Source organism: Streptomyces sp. HD, from assembly GCF_028369295.1.
In the GTDB taxonomy this organism is placed as follows: Bacteria; Actinomycetota; Actinomycetes; order Streptomycetales; family Streptomycetaceae; genus Streptomyces.
This window is the reverse complement of record NZ_JAQMYP010000047.1, coordinates 19,738-39,742: the sequence shown is the minus strand read 5'-3', so window position 1 is coordinate 39,742 and position 20,005 is coordinate 19,738. Positions and strand designations below refer to the sequence as shown.

Annotated in this window: 15 protein-coding genes; 8 read left to right on the top strand and 7 right to left on the bottom strand. The window is 69.6% G+C overall.

All coding sequences use genetic code 11. The features are described 5' to 3' along the window. Positions 1-336 precede the first annotated feature (336 nt). Positions 337-2,793 carry a DNA gyrase/topoisomerase IV subunit A gene (locus POF73_RS34925; protein ID WP_272123125.1) on the top strand — a complete coding sequence of 819 codons (2,457 nt, stop codon included), beginning with the start codon at positions 337-339 and terminating at the stop codon, positions 2,791-2,793. On the opposite strand, the gene POF73_RS34920 is transcribed toward POF73_RS34925, so the two are convergent. Beyond that, positions 2,790-3,890: a CobW family GTP-binding protein gene (locus POF73_RS34920; RefSeq protein WP_272123124.1), complete on the bottom strand. Its 1,101-nt coding sequence runs from the start codon at positions 3,888-3,890 to the stop codon at positions 2,790-2,792. The genes POF73_RS34925 and POF73_RS34920 overlap by 4 nt on opposite strands. A gap of 322 nt (positions 3,891-4,212) precedes the next feature. Between POF73_RS34920 and POF73_RS34915 the strand changes: the two genes are divergently transcribed. Together POF73_RS34915 and POF73_RS34910 are read left to right on the top strand one after the other, a co-directional pair. Continuing rightward, the gene (locus POF73_RS34915) at positions 4,213-4,758 is read left to right on the top strand and encodes a DUF6082 family protein (protein WP_272123123.1); all 546 of its coding nucleotides are present in this window, start codon (positions 4,213-4,215) and stop codon (positions 4,756-4,758) included. A 212-nt stretch (positions 4,759-4,970) separates the two neighbouring features. Further along, positions 4,971-5,207 (top strand): hypothetical protein, encoded by a 237-nt coding sequence (locus tag POF73_RS34910; protein ID WP_272123122.1) that lies wholly within the window; start codon positions 4,971-4,973, stop codon positions 5,205-5,207. A gap of 172 nt (positions 5,208-5,379) precedes the next feature. Here the strand turns inward: POF73_RS34910 and POF73_RS34905 are convergent, their stop codons facing one another. Beyond that, positions 5,380-6,549: a citrate synthase/methylcitrate synthase gene (locus tag POF73_RS34905; protein ID WP_272123121.1), complete on the bottom strand. Its 1,170-nt coding sequence runs from the start codon at positions 6,547-6,549 to the stop codon at positions 5,380-5,382. 108 nt (positions 6,550-6,657) lie between these two features. Here POF73_RS34905 and POF73_RS34900 point away from each other — a divergent pair, with 108 nt between their 5' ends. The 4 genes from POF73_RS34900 (at position 6,658) to POF73_RS34885 (ending at position 11,706) form a co-directional block, all read left to right on the top strand. Further along, positions 6,658-7,908, top strand: a complete 1,251-nt coding sequence (locus POF73_RS34900) for a citrate synthase (RefSeq protein WP_272123120.1) — start codon at positions 6,658-6,660, stop codon at positions 7,906-7,908. 195 nt (positions 7,909-8,103) lie between these two features. Beyond that, positions 8,104-9,045, top strand: coding sequence for a sucrase ferredoxin (locus POF73_RS34895; RefSeq protein ID WP_272123119.1), 942 nt, complete (start codon positions 8,104-8,106; stop codon positions 9,043-9,045). Between the two features lie 307 nt (positions 9,046-9,352). Beyond that, on the top strand, positions 9,353-11,029 hold the full coding sequence (locus POF73_RS34890; protein ID WP_272123118.1) for a sensor histidine kinase: 1,677 nt from the start codon (positions 9,353-9,355) through the stop codon (positions 11,027-11,029). Then, positions 11,026-11,706, top strand: a complete 681-nt coding sequence (locus tag POF73_RS34885) for a response regulator (protein WP_272123117.1) — start codon at positions 11,026-11,028, stop codon at positions 11,704-11,706. Before POF73_RS34890 ends, POF73_RS34885 begins: the two co-directional genes overlap by 4 nt. A gap of 175 nt (positions 11,707-11,881) precedes the next feature. On the opposite strand, the gene POF73_RS34880 is transcribed toward POF73_RS34885, so the two are convergent. The 3 genes from POF73_RS34880 to POF73_RS34870 all read right to left on the bottom strand — a co-directional run bounded on the left by POF73_RS34880 (position 11,882) and on the right by POF73_RS34870 (position 16,292). Beyond that, entirely contained in the window at positions 11,882-13,474 is a 1,593-nt protein-coding gene (locus POF73_RS34880) for a solute symporter family protein (protein ID WP_272123116.1), read from the bottom strand. Further along, complete coding sequence (locus POF73_RS34875; protein ID WP_272123115.1) at positions 13,471-13,896, bottom strand: DUF485 domain-containing protein; 426 nt, start codon at positions 13,894-13,896, stop codon at positions 13,471-13,473. Before POF73_RS34875 ends, POF73_RS34880 begins: the two co-directional genes overlap by 4 nt. Positions 13,897-14,168: 272 nt before the next feature. Further along, positions 14,169-16,292: a DNA gyrase/topoisomerase IV subunit B gene (locus tag POF73_RS34870; RefSeq protein WP_272123114.1), complete on the bottom strand. Its 2,124-nt coding sequence runs from the start codon at positions 16,290-16,292 to the stop codon at positions 14,169-14,171. Between the two features lie 444 nt (positions 16,293-16,736). Here POF73_RS34870 and POF73_RS34865 point away from each other — a divergent pair, with 444 nt between their 5' ends. Next, positions 16,737-16,967, top strand: coding sequence for a DUF7455 domain-containing protein (locus tag POF73_RS34865; RefSeq protein ID WP_030945102.1), 231 nt, complete (start codon positions 16,737-16,739; stop codon positions 16,965-16,967). Positions 16,968-17,078: 111 nt separating this feature from the next. On the opposite strand, the gene POF73_RS34860 is transcribed toward POF73_RS34865, so the two are convergent. Continuing rightward, the gene (locus tag POF73_RS34860; RefSeq protein ID WP_272123113.1) at positions 17,079-17,924 is read right to left on the bottom strand and encodes a serine protease; all 846 of its coding nucleotides are present in this window, start codon (positions 17,922-17,924) and stop codon (positions 17,079-17,081) included. A 132-nt stretch (positions 17,925-18,056) separates the two neighbouring features. Next, on the bottom strand, positions 18,057-19,592 hold the full coding sequence (locus tag POF73_RS34855; protein WP_272123112.1) for an RNA polymerase sigma factor: 1,536 nt from the start codon (positions 19,590-19,592) through the stop codon (positions 18,057-18,059). Positions 19,593-20,005 lie beyond the last annotated feature (413 nt).

Here is a 20,005-nt window from a genome sequence, read left to right as displayed (position 1 = left end):
CAGCTGCGCGGGAGGGCGCTCCGGCACGTCGCCTCCGACCTCCCCGACGAGTGCCCGGTCGGCCGCCGCGCCCCTCGTCCACGGCGGCGGGCCGGTACCCTGCGATCACTCCGGGGAGTGAACGGTCGCGCGGCGCGGACTTGCCGCCATGGATCCGTGCGCGTCTCTGCATCGGATGCGCGCGCAGGAGCAGGGGCGTCGGCGACACTTCTCGGACCCCGGCCGCGAGCCCAACAACGGGTCCTGGTCGGTGGTTGTCAGTGCCGCGGTCCACAATGGTCCGCGTCAGACCCGTCAAACGCTCGCGCGACCAGAAGACAGAAGGAGCCGGCAGCGATGGCCCGCCGCAGCACGAAGACCCCGCCGCCCGACGACTCGTACGAGGAGAAGATCCTCGACATCGACGTCGTCGACGAGATGCAGGGCTCCTTCCTTGAGTACGCCTACTCGGTCATCTACTCCCGCGCCCTGCCGGACGCCCGTGACGGCTTGAAGCCCGTGCATCGCCGCATCGTCTACCAGATGAACGAGATGGGCCTGCGCCCCGACCGCGGCTATGTGAAGTGCGCCCGCGTCGTCGGCGAGGTCATGGGTAAGTTGCACCCGCACGGCGACGCGTCCATCTACGACGCCCTGGTGCGCATGGCCCAGCCCTTCTCGATGCGCGTCCCGCTGGTCGACGGCCACGGCAACTTCGGCTCGCTGGGCAACGACGACCCGCCGGCCGCCATGCGGTACACCGAGTGCCGGCAGGCCGCGGCGACGAGCCTGATGACCGAGTCGATCGACGAGGACACGGTCGACTTCGTCGCCAACTACGACGGCCAGGAGCGGGAGCCCTCGGCCCTGCCCGCCGCCTTCCCGAACCTCCTCGTCAACGGCTCCTCCGGCATCGCCGTCGGCATGGCCACGAACATGCCGCCGCACAACCTCGCCGAGGTCATCTCGGCCGCCCGCCATCTGATCCGCCACCCGAACGCGGATCTGGACACGCTGATGAAGCACGTCCCCGGCCCCGACCTGCCCACCGGCGGCCGGATCGTCGGCCTCTCCGGCATCCGGGACGCCTACGAGACGGGACGCGGCACCTTCAAGATCCGCGCCACGGTCGAGGTCGAGACCGTGACCGCCCGGCGCAAGGGTCTGGTCGTCACCGAGCTGCCGTTCACGGTCGGCCCGGAGAAGGTCATCGCCAAGATCAAGGACCTGGTCGGCTCGAAGAAGCTCCAGGGCATCGCCGACGTGAAGGACCTCACCGACCGCGAGCACGGTCTGCGCCTGGTCATCGAGATCAAGAACGGCTTCGTGCCGGAGGCGGTCCTGGAGCAGCTGTACAAGCTGACGCCGATGGAGGAGTCCTTCGGTATCAACAACGTCGCTCTGGTCGACGGCCAGCCCCTCACCCTGGGTCTCAAGGAGCTCCTGGAGGTCTACCTCGACCACCGCTTCGAGGTCGTACGGCGTCGCAGCGAGTTCCGCCGCAGCAAGCGACGCGACCGCCTTCACCTGGTCGAGGGCCTGCTCACCGCGCTGGTGGACATCGACGAGGTCATCCGTCTGATCCGCTCCAGCGACAACAGCGCACAGGCCAAGCAGCGCCTGATGGAGCGCTTCTCCCTGTCCGAGGTCCAGACCCAGTACATCCTCGACACGCCGCTGCGCCGACTCACCAAGTACGACCGCATCGAGCTGGAGACGGAGAAGGACCGGCTCAACGAGGAGATCGCCGAGCTGACCCGGATCCTGGATTCGGACGCGGAGCTGCGCAAGCTGGTCTCGTCCGAACTGGCCGTGGTGGCCAAGAAGTTCGGCACCGAGCGGCGCACGGTCCTGCTGGAGACGGCGGGCTCACCGGTGGCCGCCGTACCGCTGCAGGTGGCGGACGACCCGTGCCGGGTGCTGCTGTCCTCGACGGGTCTGCTGGCCCGTACGGCGAACGGCGACCCGTTCGCGGAGGACGGCGAGGCGAGGCGTTCCAAGCACGACGTGGTCGTCTCGGCGGTGCCGGCCACGGCCCGCGGCGAGGTGGGCGCGGTGACGTCCACGGGCCGTCTGCTGCGGATCAACGTCGTCGATCTGCCGCAGCTGCCGGAGACGGCGTCGAGACCCAACCTCGCGGGCGGCGCACCGCTGTCGGAGTTCGTCTCGCTGACGGACGGCGAGACCGTCGTCTGCCTGGCCACGCTCGACGAGTCCTCCCCTGGCCTGGCCCTCGGCACGGAACAGGGCGTCGTCAAGCGGGTGGTGCCCGACTATCCGTCCAACAAGGAGGAATTGGAGGTCATCACCCTCAAGGAGGGTGACCGGATCGTCGGCGCGGTCGAGCTGCGCACCGGTGAGGAGGACCTGGTCTTCATCACGGACGACGCGCAGCTGCTGCGCTACCAGGCCGCGCAGGTCCGCCCGCAGGGCCGGCCCGCCGGCGGCATGGCGGGCATCAAGCTCACCGAGGGCGCGAAGGTCATCTCCTTCACCGCGGTGGATCCGGCGGTCGACGCGGTGGTCTTCACCGTCGCGGGCTCGCGCGGCACGCTGGACGACTCCGTCCAGACGACGGCCAAGCTGACCCCGTTCGACCAGTACCCCCGCAAGGGCCGCGCCACCGGCGGCGTCCGCTGCCAGCGGTTCCTGAAGGGCGAGGACTGTCTGGCCCTGGCCTGGGCGGGCCCCACTCCGGCTCGCGCCGCGCAGAAGAACGGCACCCCGGCCGAGCTCCCGGACATGGACCCGCGCCGCGACGGCTCGGGCGTCTCACTGCCCAAGACGGTGTCGGTGGTGGCCGGGCCGGTCTAGGCCGACAGGTCGTCGAGGCCCTGCTCGTCAGGGTCTTGTACGTAGCGCAGGACGCCCCACATGCCGTGCTCGTCGGCGTGTGGGGCGTCGCTCTTGCACGCCTCCAGTTCCTTGGCCAGGGCGGTGGAGTCGATGCCGGAGCCGATGAGGACGAGCTGGGTGAGGCAGGTGCCGGCTTCGGTGCCGGTGCCGGGCCACGGTTCCGGGTAGAAGCGCAAGAAGGGCCCGACGGCGTGCACGGCGTAACGGTTCGCGGCGTCGTACGGGCCGAAGTCGACGTATCCCTTGATCCGGTACAGCCCCTCCGGCCTGCTGTCCAGGAACGCCATCAGCCGGCGCGGGTCGAGAGGCGGTTCGGAGACGAAGGACAGGCTGTCGTAGGCGGTGTGCAGATGACCGTGGTGGTCGTCGCCTTCGGTTCCGTCGGCGCCGTCGCCGGTGTGCTCGTGCAGGTCGTCGAAGGACAGCTGCCCGATGCGCTCCTCGCTGGGCCGACAGTCGAAGAGGAACTCGGGGTCGATACGGCCGTAGGTGGCGGGGACGACGGCGGCGCGTTCGGCGAGATCGCGGACCAGTCCGAGGACCCGCTCGCCGTCCGCCGCCCGGTCGAGCTTGTTGACCACGACGAGGTCGGCGAGGGCGAGGTGCCGGTCGACCTCGGGGTGCTTGGCGCGCGTGTCGGCGAACTCGGCGGCGTCGACGACCTCGACGAGACCGCCGTACACGATGCCCTGATGCTCACTGGCGAGCACCATGCGCACGAGCTCCTGCGGCTCGGCGAGCCCGCTGGCCTCGATGACGATGACGTCGATGCCGGTGGCGGGGTGGGCGAGCCGCTCCAGGTAGACGTCCAGCTCACTGGCGTCGACCGCGCAGCACAGACAGCCGTTGCCGAGGGAGACGGTGGAGTCGCCGAGTGCGCCGGCGACGGCCATGGCGTCGATCTCGATGGCGCCGAAGTCGTTGACGATGGCGCCGATACGGGTGCCTCCGCTGCGGTGGAGGAGGTGGTTGAGGAGGGTGGTCTTGCCGGAGCCGAGGAATCCGGCGAGTACGACGACCGGAATCTGCTGCGGACCAGGGCTCGGCTGACTCAACGTGCGACCTTTCTCACGCCGACGGGTGCACCGGCTCGCGGCTCGGCGCGTGTACGAGGATTGAATGCCGACCCAGGATACGAGCCGGAATAATCACCGCGAAGTGAACGATTGTTAGCAGCACTTGCCGGGCAGACGTTGGTCAAGGCGCCGGAGCGTGCGACCCTCGCTTCCCTCTGTGCGCCTCCTCTCCGCCTCCCCGCCGATCAGAGCCGCTCGGCATTCTGGGAGACGGCAAGCGCCGCCCACCGCTCGCCGGTCCCCTCCCGTCGACCCGCACCCCGACGACCGGCGGACGGCCGCCTGATCGGGGGTAGTTGACATGGTCACACGGAAGCACTCGGCGAGGAGGCTGGGCTCCGCCGCACTCAGCCTGCTGCTCGCCACAGCGACGCTGGCATCGCGTCAGCGTCGTCGCGACGCGACACGGCTGGAGGAGCGGCGACTGGCACTTGAGGAGCTGGCGGTCCGCCGCAAGGCGTTGGCCCATCAGCAGCGGATGCACTGGGAGCTACTGGCCAGGGCGATCGACGATCCGTCACTGGCCGCCGTGATCGACACCTACGACAAGAGCATCCCGGCGGAGAAGCGACGCCAGTTCTTCTACGCCAACGCGTGGTACGTCCACCTCTACCACCTTTATCGTGCGGGAATCCTGAATCGCGAGGAGCTGTACGAATATCTGCGCGAATTCTTTCAGAGCCCCGTGTTCCGCGAATACTGGGAGGCGTCGAAGGCGCAGCGCGCGACCCTGCACGAGTCCTCGGAGGAAGCCGGCATCGGACGCATGGTCGACGGCCTGGTCAGGGACCTCGACGAGGCCGATACGGACGAGTGGTGGGTGGTGGGTGAGCCGCCGTCCGATTGACGGGGACAACCACGTCTTGACGGGCACAACCATGTCTTGACGGGCACAATCACGTCTTGACAGCCGCTACCACGTCGCCGATCAACTGCCGCTCCGAGGACACGAGTGGGTGACTTTTGCTCCGGCCGCCACCAACGACCCGCCAAAGCCAGTACCGTTCCAGTAGGTTCTGTTCCCACCACTGTGCCCAGACCGGTAAGGAACGGTAACCCTTGAAAATCGTGCGCCGCATCGGTGTGCCGCCAAGCGCCCGAGGCAGTAACTCAGGAGCCAACTGCCCGGACGTTTTCGAGCTCAGCGACGGCAATTTCGCCGTCATCGGCACCGAGGCCACCGAGGCGCTTGAGCCGGAACTGCCTGCCGATGCCGCCCGCGCCGACTACGAGCGCATCGTCATCGTCAGCCGCGAGACCCTCATCCGCGCCAAGGCAGACATCCCCGACGCCTGAACCCACCGCACGAGCACGCGTCCACCCCAGACCCGTACCGTCGCACTCCCCGGCCGCGCGCAACCGTTGAGCGAGCCGGGCCGCCCACCCGGAGAGCAGCCGGCACCCCGTCACTGCTCGGTCCCGACCGATGAGGCCTGGAGCCAGAACGGCGCCAGGCCACACGTGTCTCTCAGGCCGCCGTCTCCGGCACCTTGACCGGCGCCCCCGGCCCCACATACCGCGCCACCGGCCTGATGATCTTCGAGTCCTGTGCCTGTTCCAGGATGTTGGCGCTCCAGCCCACGACCCGTGCCGCGGCGAACGTGGGCGTGAACATCTCGCGCGGCAGACCGCAGAGTTCCATGACCACACCCGCGTAGAACTCGACGTTCGTATGGAGTGCACGGCCGGGCTTCAGCTCGGCGAGGATCGCCTCCACACGGCGTTCGACCTCCACGGCGAACCCGACACGCGGGCCGCCGAAGCCCTCGGCGATCTCACGGAGCATCCGGGAGCGGGGGTCCTCGGTGCGGTAGACCGGGTGGCCGAAGCCCATGATGCGGTCGCCTGCGAGAACCCGTTCACGGATCCAGGCGTCGATGCGGTCGGGAGTGCCGATCGCGTCCAGCGTGTCCAGCGCACGACTGGGCGCGCCACCGTGCAGCGGCCCCGACAGCGCACCTACGGCACCCACGAGACAGGCCGCGACGTCCGCGCCCGTGGACGTGATGACGCGCGCCGTGAAGGTTGATGCATTGAATCCATGGTCGATGGTTGAGATCAAGTATTGCTCGATCGCCCGCGTCCGCTCCGGATCGGGCTCCGAACCCGTCAACATGTACAGGTAGTTCGCCGCATACGACAGATCCGCACGCGGCTCAACAGGATCAAGTCCGCCCCCCAGCCGGTGCAGTGCGGTGAGCAGCGTCGGTACGGCGGCGGCCGCGACGAGGGTGTCCCGGCGGCGCTCGTCCGCGTCGATGTCGTACACCGGCCGGAAGCCCTTGGCCGCGCCAAGCAGGGACAGTGCGGTGCGCAAGCCGGCCAGCGGGCCGGACCGTCCGCTCGCCGCCGCGATCGCCGGCAGGGCGGCCCGCACCTCGTCGGGCAACCGCCTCAGCGCGGCCGTCTCGGCTGCGAAGGCGGCGGCGCGCTCGGCGTCCGGCAGTTCACCGTGGACGAGGAGATGCCAGACGTCCTCGAAGGGGCGCGTCCGCGCGAGCTCGACGGCCGAGTACTGGCGGTAGTGGTAGAAGCCCTCGACCCCTCGGACGTCGCCGACCTCGGTGTCGGTGACGACGACACCCGCGAGTCCACGTGGCACGTCGACGAGTGCGGTTGCTGACCTGTTGACGGACATGATTCCTCCCTGTACTTGATTTGACTGTCCATGCTTGACTATTTCTCTGTCAATATTGATTGAATCAATGCAGAACTGAATGCTCGACGGCCTGGATACGGTGACTCCATGCGCGATCAAGAACCCGGCCCCGCGGGGCGGCGGCTGACCACCCAGGAGGCCGCCGAACTGCTCGGCGTGAAGCCCGAGACCGTGTACGCGTATGTGAGCCGCGGTCACCTCAGCAGCCGCCGTGCGCCCGGCGGCCGGGGCAGCACCTTCGACGCGAAGGAGGTCGAGACGCTCGCCCGACGCAACAGACGGGAGAGCGCGGGCGGTTCGGGATCCGGCGGCGAGCTGTCGGTGCGCACCCGTCTCACGTTCATCGACACCGACCGCTACTACTTCCGGGGCGTCGACGCGACCGAACTGGCCGCCCGGCACTCCTTCGAAGAGGTGGCCGAGTGGCTGTGGACCGGCCGGTTGCACCACGGCGTGACCTTCGCCGCCCCCGAGTCCTCCGTGACCGCCGCCCGCCACGCCGTCGACGCCCTGCCCGAACACGCAGGCCCCACCGACCGGTTGCGGGTCGCGGCGATCGCCGCCGCGGCGGCGGACCCGTTGCGCTTCGACCTGTCCGAGGAGGCGGTCCTCGGCACCGCCCGCATCCTCATCCCCACCCTCGTCGCCGCCCTCACCCGCCCGGGGTTCGCCCATCGCGACGAAGGCTCGCTCGCGCACCGTCTGTGGAGCCGGCTGAGCGGACGGACCCCCGACGAAGCGGGCCTGCGGGTCCTGGACAGGGCACTCGCCCTGCTCGTCGATCACGACCTGGCCGCCTCGACCCTCGCCGTGCGGGTCGCGGCGTCGGCCCGCGCACACGCCTACGCGGCCGTCTCCGCCGGGCTCGGCGTGATCGAGGGCCCGCTGCACGGCGCGGCCAGCGGCCTCGCCCACAAGCTGATCATGGAGGTGCTCGACCAGGGCGACGCCGGTCCCGTGATCGCCGAGGAGCTGCGGGCCGGCCGGCGCATCCCGGGGCTCGGGCACCGCCTCTACCCCGGCGAGGATCCACGCGCGCGTGTGCTGTTCGAGCTCCTGGAGGACATTCCCCACTCGGCACCCGCACTCGCCGCGGCCCGCGACATCGTCGCAACGGCCGCCCGCCACACCCCGCTGCACGCCAATGTCGACCTGGCCCTGGCCGTGTTCACGGCGTCCTCCGCCATGCCGTCCACGGCAGGCGAGACGATCTTCGCCGTGGGCCGTACGGCGGGCTGGATCGCCCACGCCCTGGAGGAGTACGGCGAGCGCCCGCTGCGTATGCGGCCGAGCGGGCACTACACCGGACCGAAGCCGCCTCAGCCGCTTCCGGAGTAGGGCGCGCCGGACACTGCGGGGCTGCGGCACTGCCGGACTGGCGGACTGGCGGACTGGCGGACTGCGGCACTGCGGCACTGCGGCACTGCGGCACTGCGGCAGCAGAACGGCCGAACGTTGCCGCAGTGGGACAGAAGCCTCCCCGCAGCCCCCTCGGCCGGTCGCCTCGACTCAAGTCAGGTTAGGCTCACCTCTGTGAGTACGTGCTCAACCGTCTCGCGGGACCTCGACGAGCCCATCGCGGGGACCGCGGCGACCGCGACGACCTGGCTGCTGCTGGAGCAGCCCGGTCCGTGGGGTGCCAAGGCGCTCACCCAGAGCCACCTGGATCCCGCGCTGGGCCACGCCCTGGAGGCCGCGGCGAAGGGCACGGGCGTACGGGTAGCGCTGATCCGCCGCCCCGGTCGACACGCCGACTGCGGGCCCCTCGCCGAACGCCAGGTCTACGTGGCCCACACCGTGCCCGGCAACGTATGGCTGCGCACTGCCACGACCCACGACCCACGGCAGTTGCTCGACCTGGACTTCGCCGCGCTCGGTATGGGTGACCACCGCACCTTCGACTCGGCTCTTCAGGGGCGGCCCCACACCGGCGATCCGCTCGCGCTCGTCTGCACCAACGGCAAGCGGGACCGCTGCTGCGCGCTCCTCGGCCGTCCGCTCGCGGCCGAGCTCAGCGCCTCCGGCGTGGAGGGCGTCTGGGAGGTCACCCATCTGGGTGGACATCGGTTCTCACCGACGCTGCTCGTGCTGCCGTACGGCTACGCGTACGGCCGGGCGCAGTCCCACGCCGTCAAGGACGTGCTGCACGGCGTCCGGGAGGGCCGGATCGTGGTCGAGGGCTGTCGCGGGAACTCCGCCTGGGAGCGGCCGGGCCAGGCGGCCGAGCTGGCCGTGCGCAGGGCCACGGGCGAGGACGCCGCGGGAGCCCTGAGCGTCGTACGGACGGACGGCGCGGCCCCGCGGTGGGAGGTGGCCATCGCCCACGTGGACGGGCGCCACTGGCGCGTGAGCGTGGCCCAGGGCGCCTCCCTGCCGCCCCGCCCTGAGAGCTGTGGGTCGATGCTCGGCTCGCCCGCGCGGATGGACGTGGTGGCGGTGCACGAGCTCACGATGACGACGGCACTCGCGAGCTGACCCGGGCACCTCGGGTGGACGGCCGCGAAACATGGCACCGGGTGGACCAGCCGGCCCGCCGAAGCGACGCCGAGTGGGCCAGTCGGCCGCCGAAGCGACGTCAGGTGGACAGGCCGGCAGCGGGGCGACGTCAGGTGGACAGGGCCGGCAGGGGCGCCGTCAGGTGGACAGGACGGCAGCCGCAGGGACGCCAGGTTGACCGCGCCCCCGACATGACGCCAGGTGTACCGACCACCCCACCTTGATCAAGAGATCCACGTCACACCCCTCTACGGGACTTCCCGCCCGCCCACGTACCGTCATGGATATGAGCCCCACTCCCCCCGCCCGTCGCCTGCGCCTGGCTCTGCCCCGGCGGATGTTCGCGCAGGTGCTGCTGATGCAGGTGGCGATCGCCGCGGGAGTCGCGGTGCTCGCGACCGGCCTGTTTCTCGCTCCGCTCAGCAACCAGCTGGACGACCAGGCGATGCGCCGTGCCCTGTCGATCGCGCAGACCACGGCGGCCCAGCCGCAGATCTCCGAGGACCTGGCGAGCACGCCCGCGACGGCCGGCGGACCGGTCCAGCGGGAGGCGGAGCGGATCCGGGTGGCCACCAAGGCCGAGTACATCGTCGTGATGGACCGGCGCGGAGTGCGCTGGTCCCACCCCACCCCGAGCGAGATCGGCCGACTGGTGTCGACCGACCCGGGCCAGGCCCTCGCCGGTCACGAGGTCATGCAGATCGACAGCGGCACACTCGGCCGCACAGCGCGCGGCAAGGTGCCGCTGCGCGACGGCGACGGGAAGATCGTCGGGGCGGTCTCGGTCGGTATCGCGTACGACAGCGTGCGGGCCCGGCTGCTGCACGCGATCCCGGGGCTGTTCGCGTACGCGGGCGGCGCCCTGGCGGTCGGCGCGCTGGCCGCCTGGCTCATCTCCCGCCGGGTCCAGCGGCAGACCCGTGACCTGGCCTTCTCCGACATCTCGGCGCTACTCGCGGAGCGCGAGGCGATGCTGCACGGCATCCGGGAGGGCGTCGTCGCCCTGGACCGCGGCGGCCGTATCCGCCTCCTCAACGACGAGGCCCGGCGCCTGCTGGGCATCGGCGACGAGGCCGTCGGCCGATCCCTCGACGAGGCGCTCGGCGACGGCCGTACGACCGATGTGCTGGCCGGCCGCGTGACCGGCACCGATCTGCTCACGGTCCGCGGCCAGCGCGTCCTGGTCGCCAACCGCATGCCCACCGACGACGGCGGCGCCGTGGCCACTCTGCGCGACCACACCGAGCTGGAGCAGCTCGGCCGGGAGCTCGATTCGACCCGCGGTCTGATCGATGCCCTGCGCGCCCAGGACCACGAGCATGCCAACCGGATGCACACGCTCCTCGGGCTGCTGGAACTGGAGATGTACGACGACGCCGTGGAGTTCGTCGGCGAGGTGGTCGGTGATCACCGGGCCACCGCCGAGCAGGTCGCCGAGAAGATCCAGGACCCACTGCTCGCCGCCCTGCTGGTCGGCAAGGCGACCGTGGCGGCCGAGCGCGGTGTCGCGCTGCGTCTGTCGGACCGCACCGGGCTCCCGAACCGGCTGGTCGACCCCAGGGGCCTCGTCACGATCGTCGGCAACCTGGTGGACAACGCGCTGGACGCCGTCGCGGGCACGCCGCACGCGCGCGTGGAGGTCGAACTGCGTGCCGATGGGCGCACCGCGACCCTCAGGGTGCGCGACACGGGGCCGGGAATCCCCGAGGAACAGCGCGAGTTGATCTTCACCGAGGGATGGTCCACCAAGGAGCCGCCGGCCCACCGCGAGCGCGGCATCGGGCTCGCCCTGGTGCGCAGGCTCGCCGAACGGCAGGGCGGCAGCGCGACCGTGGGCGAGGCGGCCGGCGGAGGCGCGGAGTTCACCGTCGTCCTGCCCGAGGCGCTGGCCGCGCCGGACCTGAAACCGGCTCTCACCGTGCCGTCAGATCCGCAGACCGTCGCCGAGGAGGAGTCGCGATGATCGAGGTCCTGGTCGTGGACGACGACACGCGCGTCGCGCGGGTCAACGCCGCCTACGTCGAGAAGGTGCAGGGCTTCCATGTGGCCGGTGAGGCGCACAGCGCGGCCGAGGCACTGCGCCAGGTGGAGGGGCTGCCCCGGCTGGATCTGGTCCTCATGGATCACTATCTGCCCGACGGGACGGGTCTGTCGGTCGTCCAGGAGATGCGGCGGCGCGGCCACCAGACGGACGTGATCATGGTGACGGCGGCCCGGGACGTGTCGACGGTGCAGGCGGCGATGCGGTACGGCGCACTCCAGTACCTGGTCAAGCCGTTCGCCTTCGCGGGCCTGCGCGCCAAGCTGGAGGCGTACGCCCAGCTGCGGCAAACCCTCGACGGTGGCGGCGAGGCGGAACAGGCCGAGGTGGACCGCATCTTCGGCGCGCTCTCCGCCGCCTCGGAGCCGGACCTGCCCAAAGGCCACTCCCCCACCACCGCGGAGCTCGTACGGCAGTCCCTGATGCACGCCGAAGGCCCCCTGTCGGCCCAGGAGATCGCCGACCGGACCGGGGTGAGCCGCCAGACCGCCCAGCGCTATCTCAAGCTCCTGGAACGCACGGGACGGGCCCGCCTCACCCTCAAGTACGGCGACGCGGGTCGCCCGGAACACCGTTATGTGTGGGCGACCCGCGCCTGAGGCACGGCCCGTGGGGGCGGGGGAAGGAACCGTGCCACTGGTTCATACGGATGCCGGCCCTCCAATCGTCAGCCGACGGCTCGGCGATGTGCACCGGCAGCCCGGCTGTGGCGGGGGGGCGGCTCCAGCCACCGCCGCCGGGGAAGTCGTACGACCATGAAGGCGCGCCGTCGCGCTAAACGGCGCCCGCCCCCGTCAGCGACCGCACCTCGGTCTCCGCGTGCTTGGCCTCGTCGGGGGCCTCGGCCGAGGTGAGCGTGCCGAGCCAGCCCGCGACGAAGCCCAGCGGGATCGAGACGAGGCCCGGGTTCTGCAACGGGAAGTACTGGAAGTCGACGCCGGGCATCAGCGATTCGGGGCTGCCCGAAACCACCGGAGACAGCACCACGAGCGCCACGGCCGGGATCAGGCCGCCGTACACGGCCCATACGGCGCCGCGCGTGGTGAAGTCCCGCCAGAACAGCGAGTAGAGCAGCACCGGCAGATTGGCGGACGCGGCGACGGCGAAGGCAAGGCCCACCAGGAAGGCCACGTTGAGGTCGCGGGCCAGCAGTCCGAGGGCGATCGCGACCACGCCGATACCGACCGCGGCGACTCGGGCCACGGCCACTTCGCTGCGCGGCTCGGCGTGCCGGCGCCGTAGCGAGGCGTACAGGTCGTGGGCCACGGAGGCCGAGGAGGAGAGGGTGATTCCGGCGACCACTGCGAGGATGGTGGCGAAGGCGATGGCGGCGACGAGGGCGAAGAGAACCGTTCCTCCGGTGGAAGCCGCGCCGCCGCCCAGGTCGAGGGCGAGCAGCGGGACCGCCGTGTTCCCCGCCGCGTTCGACCCACGTACGGCCTCGGGCCCGACGATCGCGGCCGCGCCGAAGCCCAGGACGATGGTCATCAGATAGAAGCCGCCGATGAGGCCGATCGCCCAGATCACGGAGCGCCGTGCCGCGCGGGCGGTGGGCACGGTGAAGAAGCGAGACAGGATGTGCGGCAGTCCGGCGGTGCCCAGTACCAGCGCCAGGCCAAGGCTGATGAAGTCGAGCCGGGCCGTCCAGTCCCCGCCGTACCTCAGCCCGGGTGCCAGGAACGCGTCACCGTGACCACTGCGCTCGGCCGCCGTGAGCAGCAGCCGGTCGAAGTCGCCGTGGAAACGCATGAGAACGAGCACGGTCAACGCGATGGTGCCGCAGAGCAGCAGGACCGATTTGACGATCTGGATCCAGGTGGTCGCCCGCATCCCTCCCAACGAGACATAGATCACCATGAGTGCGCCGACGCCGATGACCGTCCAGGCCTGCACCGCCTCTCCCCTGCCCCCGAGCAGCAGCGCGACCAGGCTGCCGGCACCCACCATCTGCGCCACCAGATACAGAACGGACACGGTGACCGAGGAAGTTCCCGTGGCGATCCGTACGGGGCGTTCCCTCATGCGCGCGGCGACCACGTCGGCGAGCGTGAACCGCCCGCAGTTGCGGACCAGTTCGGCGACCAGGAACAGCACCACCAGCCAGGCCACGAGGAAGCCCACCGAGTACAGCATCCCGTCGTAGCCGAAGAGGGCGATGAGCCCGGAAATGCCGAGGAAGGAGGCTGCCGACATGTAGTCACCGGCGATGGCAAAACCATTCTCCATGGGCGAGAAGAGCCGGCCGCCCGCGTAGAACTCCTCCGCCGAACCACGCCGCTTGCGACTCACCCACGTCGTGATCGCCAGCGTGATCGCGACGAACACGCTGAACAGGAGCAGCGCCAGAAGCTGGTGATCGACCGTCACGAGGCACCACCCCGTGTGGCACGGGTCAGCTCCTGGGTCTCCCAGCGCAGTTCGAGCGCCGCGCGATCCCGGCGCAGCCGCGCGTGACGGGCGTAGGCCCAGGTGAGCAGGAAGGTGGTGAGGAACTGCCCGAGCCCCGCGACCATGGCGACGTTCACGGCGCCGACCACGGGCCGGGCCATCAGCGCCGGCGCGGTCGTGGCGGTCACGACATACGCCACGTACCAGGAGAGGAAGACGGCAACCGCCGGCACCACGAACCTCCGGTAGCGGCTGCGCACTTCCCGGAAGGCGGCACTGCGCTGCACCTCCAGGTACACGTCCCCCACGACCGGCGACGCGGCCTCGGGGACGTCCGTACCGTCCGACTCCCCCCACCCGGAGGCGAGGGCGTCGTACCAGGGATCGTCGCTTGAGTACATGCCCAAGCATGGACAGAGCGGAAAGATCGCCGACCCGGCTTCTCCGCGCGCTTCACCCCATCAGGTGATTCACCGGCCGAGGCCGCATATCTCGCACCAGCAGCAAGCCACCGATACCGCACCCCAACCGCAAGCCGCCAACGGCGAGACCACGCCACGGGGGCCACCCGCACCCGACGACGAAAGCCGCACAGGCGGTGCGGGTGGAACCCAGATCCACGGCCGAAGGCGAAGCCGAGGCCGAACAACACGGCCAAGACCCAGCGCAGCGGCTACGCGTCGATACGCGACCGGTCCAGCGTCGCCGCAGAGCTGGAGATGAACTCCTTGCGCGGCGCCACGTCGTTCCCCATCAGCAGATCGAAGACCCGCTCTGCGGCCTCCAGGTCGGTGAGGCTGATCCGGCGCAGGGTGCGATGACGCGGGTCCATCGTCGTCTCGGCCAGCTGGTCGGCGTCCATCTCACCGAGACCCTTGTAGCGCTGGATGGAGTCCTTGTACCGGATCCCCTTGGTCTCGAACTCCATGAGCTTGTCGCGCAGTTCGCGATCCGAGTACGTGTACACGTACTTGTCCTGCCCCTTCTTGGGCTGGATGAGCTCGATCCGGTGCAGCGGGGGCACCGCGGCGAACACCCGGCCCGCCTCGATCATCGGCCGCATGTAGCGCTGGAACAGCGTCAGCAGCAGCGTGCGGATGTGAGAACCGTCGACATCGGCGTCGGTCATCATGATGATCTTGCCGTAGCGAGCGGCGTCGATGTCGAAGGTCCGACCCGAGCCCGCCCCTATGACCTGGATGATCGCGCCGCACTCGGCGTTCTTGAGCATGTCGGTCACGGACGACTTCTGGACGTTGAGGATCTTGCCGCGGATCGGCAGCAGCGCCTGGAACTCGGAGTTCCGGGCGAGCTTGGCGGTGCCTAGCGCGGAGTCTCCCTCGACGATGAACAGCTCGCTGCGGTCGACGTCGTCACTGCGGCAGTCGGCGAGCTTGGCGGGCAGCGACGAGGACTCAAGGGCCGTCTTCCGGCGCTGCGCGTCCTTGTGCTGACGGGCCGCGATACGCGTACGGGCGGCGGCGACGGCCTTTTCGAGGACCACGCGCGCCTGTGCGGCGGCGTCACGCTTGGTGGACGTCAGGAACGCCTTGAGCTCCTTGGCGATCACGGTGTTCACGATGCGCCGGGCCGCCGAGGTGCCGAGGACCTCCTTCGTCTGGCCCTCGAACTGCGGCTCGGCGAGGCGCACGGTGACGACCGCGGTGAGGCCCTCCAGGGCGTCGTCCTTGACGATGTCGTTCTCGGCCACGCGGAGCATCTTCTTGGCACGCAGCACCTCGTTCATGGTGCTGGTCACGGCCGTCTCGAAGCCGGCGACGTGGGTGCCTCCCTTGGGGGTGGCGATGATGTTCACGAACGACTTGAGGGTCGTGTCGTAGCCGGTGCCCCAGCGCAGGGCGACATCGACGCCGAGCTCACGGGTGACCTGGGTGGGGGTCATCTGGCCGTGCTCGTCCAGGACCGGGACGGTCTCCCTGAAGGTGCCCTGGCCGGTGAGGCGGAGGACGTCGCAGACGGGCTTGTCGGTGGCGAGGTACTCGCAGAACTCGCTGATGCCGCCGTCGAAGCGGAACGACTCCTCACCCTTGCTGCCGCCGTCGCCGAGGCCGAGCTCGTCGCGGACGACGATGGTCAGCCCGGGCACCAGGAACGCGGTCTGGCGGGCGCGCTGGTGCAGCGTCTCCAGGGAGAGCTTGGCGTCCTTGAGGAAGATCTGGCGGTCGGCCCAGTAGCGCACGCGTGTGCCGGTGCGGGTCTTGGGGATCTTCTTGGCCTTGCGTAGGCCGCTCTTGGCGTCGAACTTGGAGTTCGGGCCGTCGGCGGCGAAGGCTCCGGGAACACCGCGCCGGAAGCTGATGGCGTGGGTGTGACCGGCCCGGTCCACCTCGACGTCCAGCCGCGCGGACAGGGCGTTCACCACGGAGGCGCCCACGCCGTGCAGACCGCCGGAGGCGGCGTAAGAGCCACCGCCGAACTTGCCACCGGCGTGCAGCTTGGTCATGACGACCTCGACGCCGGACATACCGGTCTTGGGCTCGACGTCGACCGGGATGCCCCGGCCGTTGTCCCGGACCTCCACGGACCCGTCGTCCTGGAGGATCACCTCGATGTGGTCGCAGTAGCCGCCGAGGGCCTCGTCGACGGAGTTGTCGATGATCTCCCACAGGCAGTGCATCAGGCCGCGACTGTCGGTCGAGCCGATGTACATGCCCGGGCGCTTGCGCACCGCCTCAAGGCCCTCAAGGACGAGCAGGTGCCGCGCGGTGTAGTTGGAACCGTCCCGGTCTGCTCCTGCCAGCAGCGCTGTGGACGGCACGGACGTCTCGGCGGTCACGCGGTTCGCTCCTCGCTGAATTTCAGGTAACGCCCTGGTGGGTAAGGGCGCGGCTTCGGTCGCCGTCAAGAGGGTACCGAGGCCTGGTAGAGCCGTTGTAACGCCACCCTCGTGCGAAACACAGACTAGTCCAGGGTCGCATGCTTGTTCGATCCCTCGATGGGGTGAAGTACATATCACGTTCCCTTCCAGGCATGAACCATTTAGGCTCCGGGCACGTCCTCATGAACAAACCGGCAACCCAGCCGGAGGGACCTGACCTTGACCGACAGCGCGAAACCGTAAGCACGACAGAGACGCAATACGGCACATTCGCCGCCAAACCGGCAGCAGCCAGCCGCCCCGGAAAATTTCTCTCTGGGAGAAGCCGCGAGCGGGAACGTTTTGAGGCTGGTTGGATGTTGACCCTGGTACGACAGCTCGTCGAGCTAGAGAAGAGGCGACGTGACTACTGTTCTGACCCCCGCGAGCCCGCTGACGGCCGCTGACCGCTGCGACCGTTGCGGCGCCCAGGCGTACGTGCGCGTCGTCCTGCTCAGCGGCGGAGAACTGCTCTTCTGCGCCCACCACGGTCGCAAGTTCGAGCCGGAACTCAAGAAGATCGCCGCTGAGATACAGGACGAGACGGAGCGGCTGACGTCCGTTCCCGCATCGGCGTCCGAAGAAGAGCGCTGACACCTCGCATCCACGACGAGCCAGCTCCGGCACAGGCCGGTTGACGGGCGGTCGCCCCTGACAGGCAGGGGCGACCGCCCGCGCTCATACCGCGCGAGCCCTCAGGCGCCGTCAGCCGCTCGCGCCCCGCACGGCCCACCTGAGGCTCCGTGCGATCTCGGAAACCCGCGTGTAGACGCCAGGACTGCCCGCGCGACCGCAGCCGGTGCCCCAGGACACGAGCCCGATCAGCTTCCCCTGAGCCACCAGTGGCCCTCCGCTGTCCCCCTGACAGGCGTCCCGGCCCCCCTGCGGCTCCCCGGCACAGACCATGCTGGCGGCCAGGAATCTGCCGTCGACGCCGCCCGGATACGCCTTCCTGCACAGCGTGTCGGTCAGCACATGCACACGCGCCGCCCGCAGCCCTCGCGCGTAGTCACCCGCTCCCGTGATGTCCCCCCATCCGTAGACGAAGGCCGCCGTCCCCGGCACATAGGCGGGATCACCGGCGCCGGCCATCCTGATCACCGAGCTCGCCGGGAGAGGCTGAGCGAGGGTGAGCACGGCGAAGTCACCCGCGTTGGTGACATTGTCGTAGGCCGGATTCACCCAGGTGCTCCGGACACGGACCTCCTGGCCCCGAGTCGACAACAGATCCGTACGCCCCGTGATGACACTGAAGTCGCGCAGCTGGTTCGGCGAGGTCCCGAGGACCTCCTCGCTCAGACAGTGGGCCGCGGTGAGCACGGTGGATCGCCCGATTGCCACACCGACGCAGAACTGACCGGACCGCGTACCTCCGAACCGGTCACGGCTGGACAGCGCGACGGTCCACGGGCTGTCGGCCACATCGACCGGAAACCCACCGACGACGACGCTGTCGGCGGCCGCGGGAGCAGGGGATACCAGCGGTATGGCGACCGCCGCGGCCGCAAGGGCCAGCGGGCGAGCGAGCGCCCGGGGAAAGAGACGACGCATACACGCTCCTCACTCTGGGGTGATCGTGGGACACCCAGGGTGAGTCAGCACACCGCGCCGCGCATCCGCACCACAGCGCGAAGGCCCGATCCCCACTCGGGAGACCGGGCCTTCGGTGTCGTACGAAAGCGACTAGTCGAGGTAGTCGCGCAGCACCTGGGAGCGCGACGGGTGGCGCAGCTTCGACATCGTCTTCGACTCGATCTGGCGGATGCGCTCGCGCGTGACGCCGTACACCTTGCCGATCTCGTCGAGGGTCTTCGGCTGACCGTCGGTGAGGCCGAACCGCATGGAGACGACACCGGCCTCGCGCTCGGACAGGGTGTCCAGAACGGAGTGCAGCTGCTCCTGCAGGAGCGTGAAGCTGACGGCGTCGGCCGGGACGACGGCCTCGGAGTCCTCGATGAGGTCACCGAACTCGCTGTCGCCGTCCTCGCCCAGCGGGGTGTGCAGGGAGATGGGCTCGCGACCGTACTTCTGGACCTCGATGACCTTCTCGGGGGTCATGTCGAGTTCCTTGGCCAGCTCCTCCGGGGTGGGCTCGCGGCCCAGGTCCTGGAGCATCTGGCGCTGCACACGCGCGAGCTTGTTGATGACCTCGACCATGTGCACCGGGATACGGATGGTGCGGGCCTGGTCGGCCATGGCGCGGGTGATCGCCTGACGGATCCACCAGGTGGCGTACGTGGAGAACTTGTAGCCCTTGGTGTAGTCGAACTTCTCGACCGCACGGATCAGACCGAGGTTGCCCTCCTGGATGAGGTCCAGGAAGAGCATGCCGCGGCCGGTGTAGCGCTTGGCCAGGGAGACCACCAGACGGAGGTTGGCCTCCAGGAGGTGGTTCTTGGCGCGGCGGCCGTCCTCGGCGATGATCTCCAGCTCGCGCTTGAGCTTGGGGGCGAGCTTGTCGGCGTTGGCCAGCTTGTCCTCGGCGAACAGACCGGCCTCGATGCGCTTGGCGAGCTCGACCTCCTGCTCGGCGTTGAGCAGGGGGACCTTGCCGATCTGCTTGAGGTAGTCCTTGACCGGGTCGGCGGTGGCACCGGCGGCCGCGACCTGCTGCGCGGGCGCGTCGTCCTCGTCCTCGTCGGAGAGCACGAAACCGGCGCTCTCCGCGCCCTCGGGCTCGTCGCCGCTCTTGGGAGCCTCTTCGAGGACCTCGTCCTCGATGAGCTCCGCGTCGTCCTTCTTGGCGGTGGTCTTCTTGGCCGCCGTCTTCTTGGCGACGGTCTTCTTCGCGGCCGCCTTCTTGGCGGTCGTCGCCTTCTTGGCAGCGGCCTTCTTCGCGGGTGCCTCGTCCTCGACGGCCACATCGGCGGCGGGGGCCGCGGGCGTGGCGGTGGCGGTGGCCTTCTTGGTGGTCACCGTCTTCGCCGCGACCGTCTTGGTGGCGGTGCGCTTGGCCGGACTCTTCGCTGCGACGCTCTTTCGGGTGCGCTTGGGCTCCGCGGCACTGACCATCAGCGTCACACCCTCTTCCTCAAGGATCTGGTTGAGGCTGCGCAGTACGTTCTTCCACTGAGTGGCCGGAATCTGGTCGGCTTCGAAGGCCCGACGCACATCGTCGCCGGCGATCTGCCCCTCAGCCTTTCCCCGCTCGATCAGAGCCATGACAGAGACGGACTCGGCGATCTCCGGCGGGAGCGTACGGGATGTGCTGGCCGACACGAACAACCTCTCGGAACGTTGGAAAACGGCTTCCGGCCCCGTCCACGGCGGACAGGAGCCGACCACCGACCTGGGGATGGGCCGACGGTACGGGCGGGGGGCCGGGAAGATACACAGCGCCTTGAACGGCGTCCGTATTCCCTCCTCGGCTGTCACCTCTTAGGTCATCGCGCTGTTCCCCCGAGCGTTACGCCCAATCTGCGTGGCCCGAGTCACATCCCGTAACCGATCAAAAACAGGCAGACACGGACATAAGCGTTCGCCTATGACTTCGAGCATGCACTGTACGGCGAATCCGCAGCCTAGTCGCACCGTCGGACCCGCAGGATCGCGGTGGATCCTGCGGGTCCGACGGGAGAGGGTGCGCTGTCCGAGCGACGCCCCAGGAGGGGGGAGGCGCCCTCAGCCGCGCG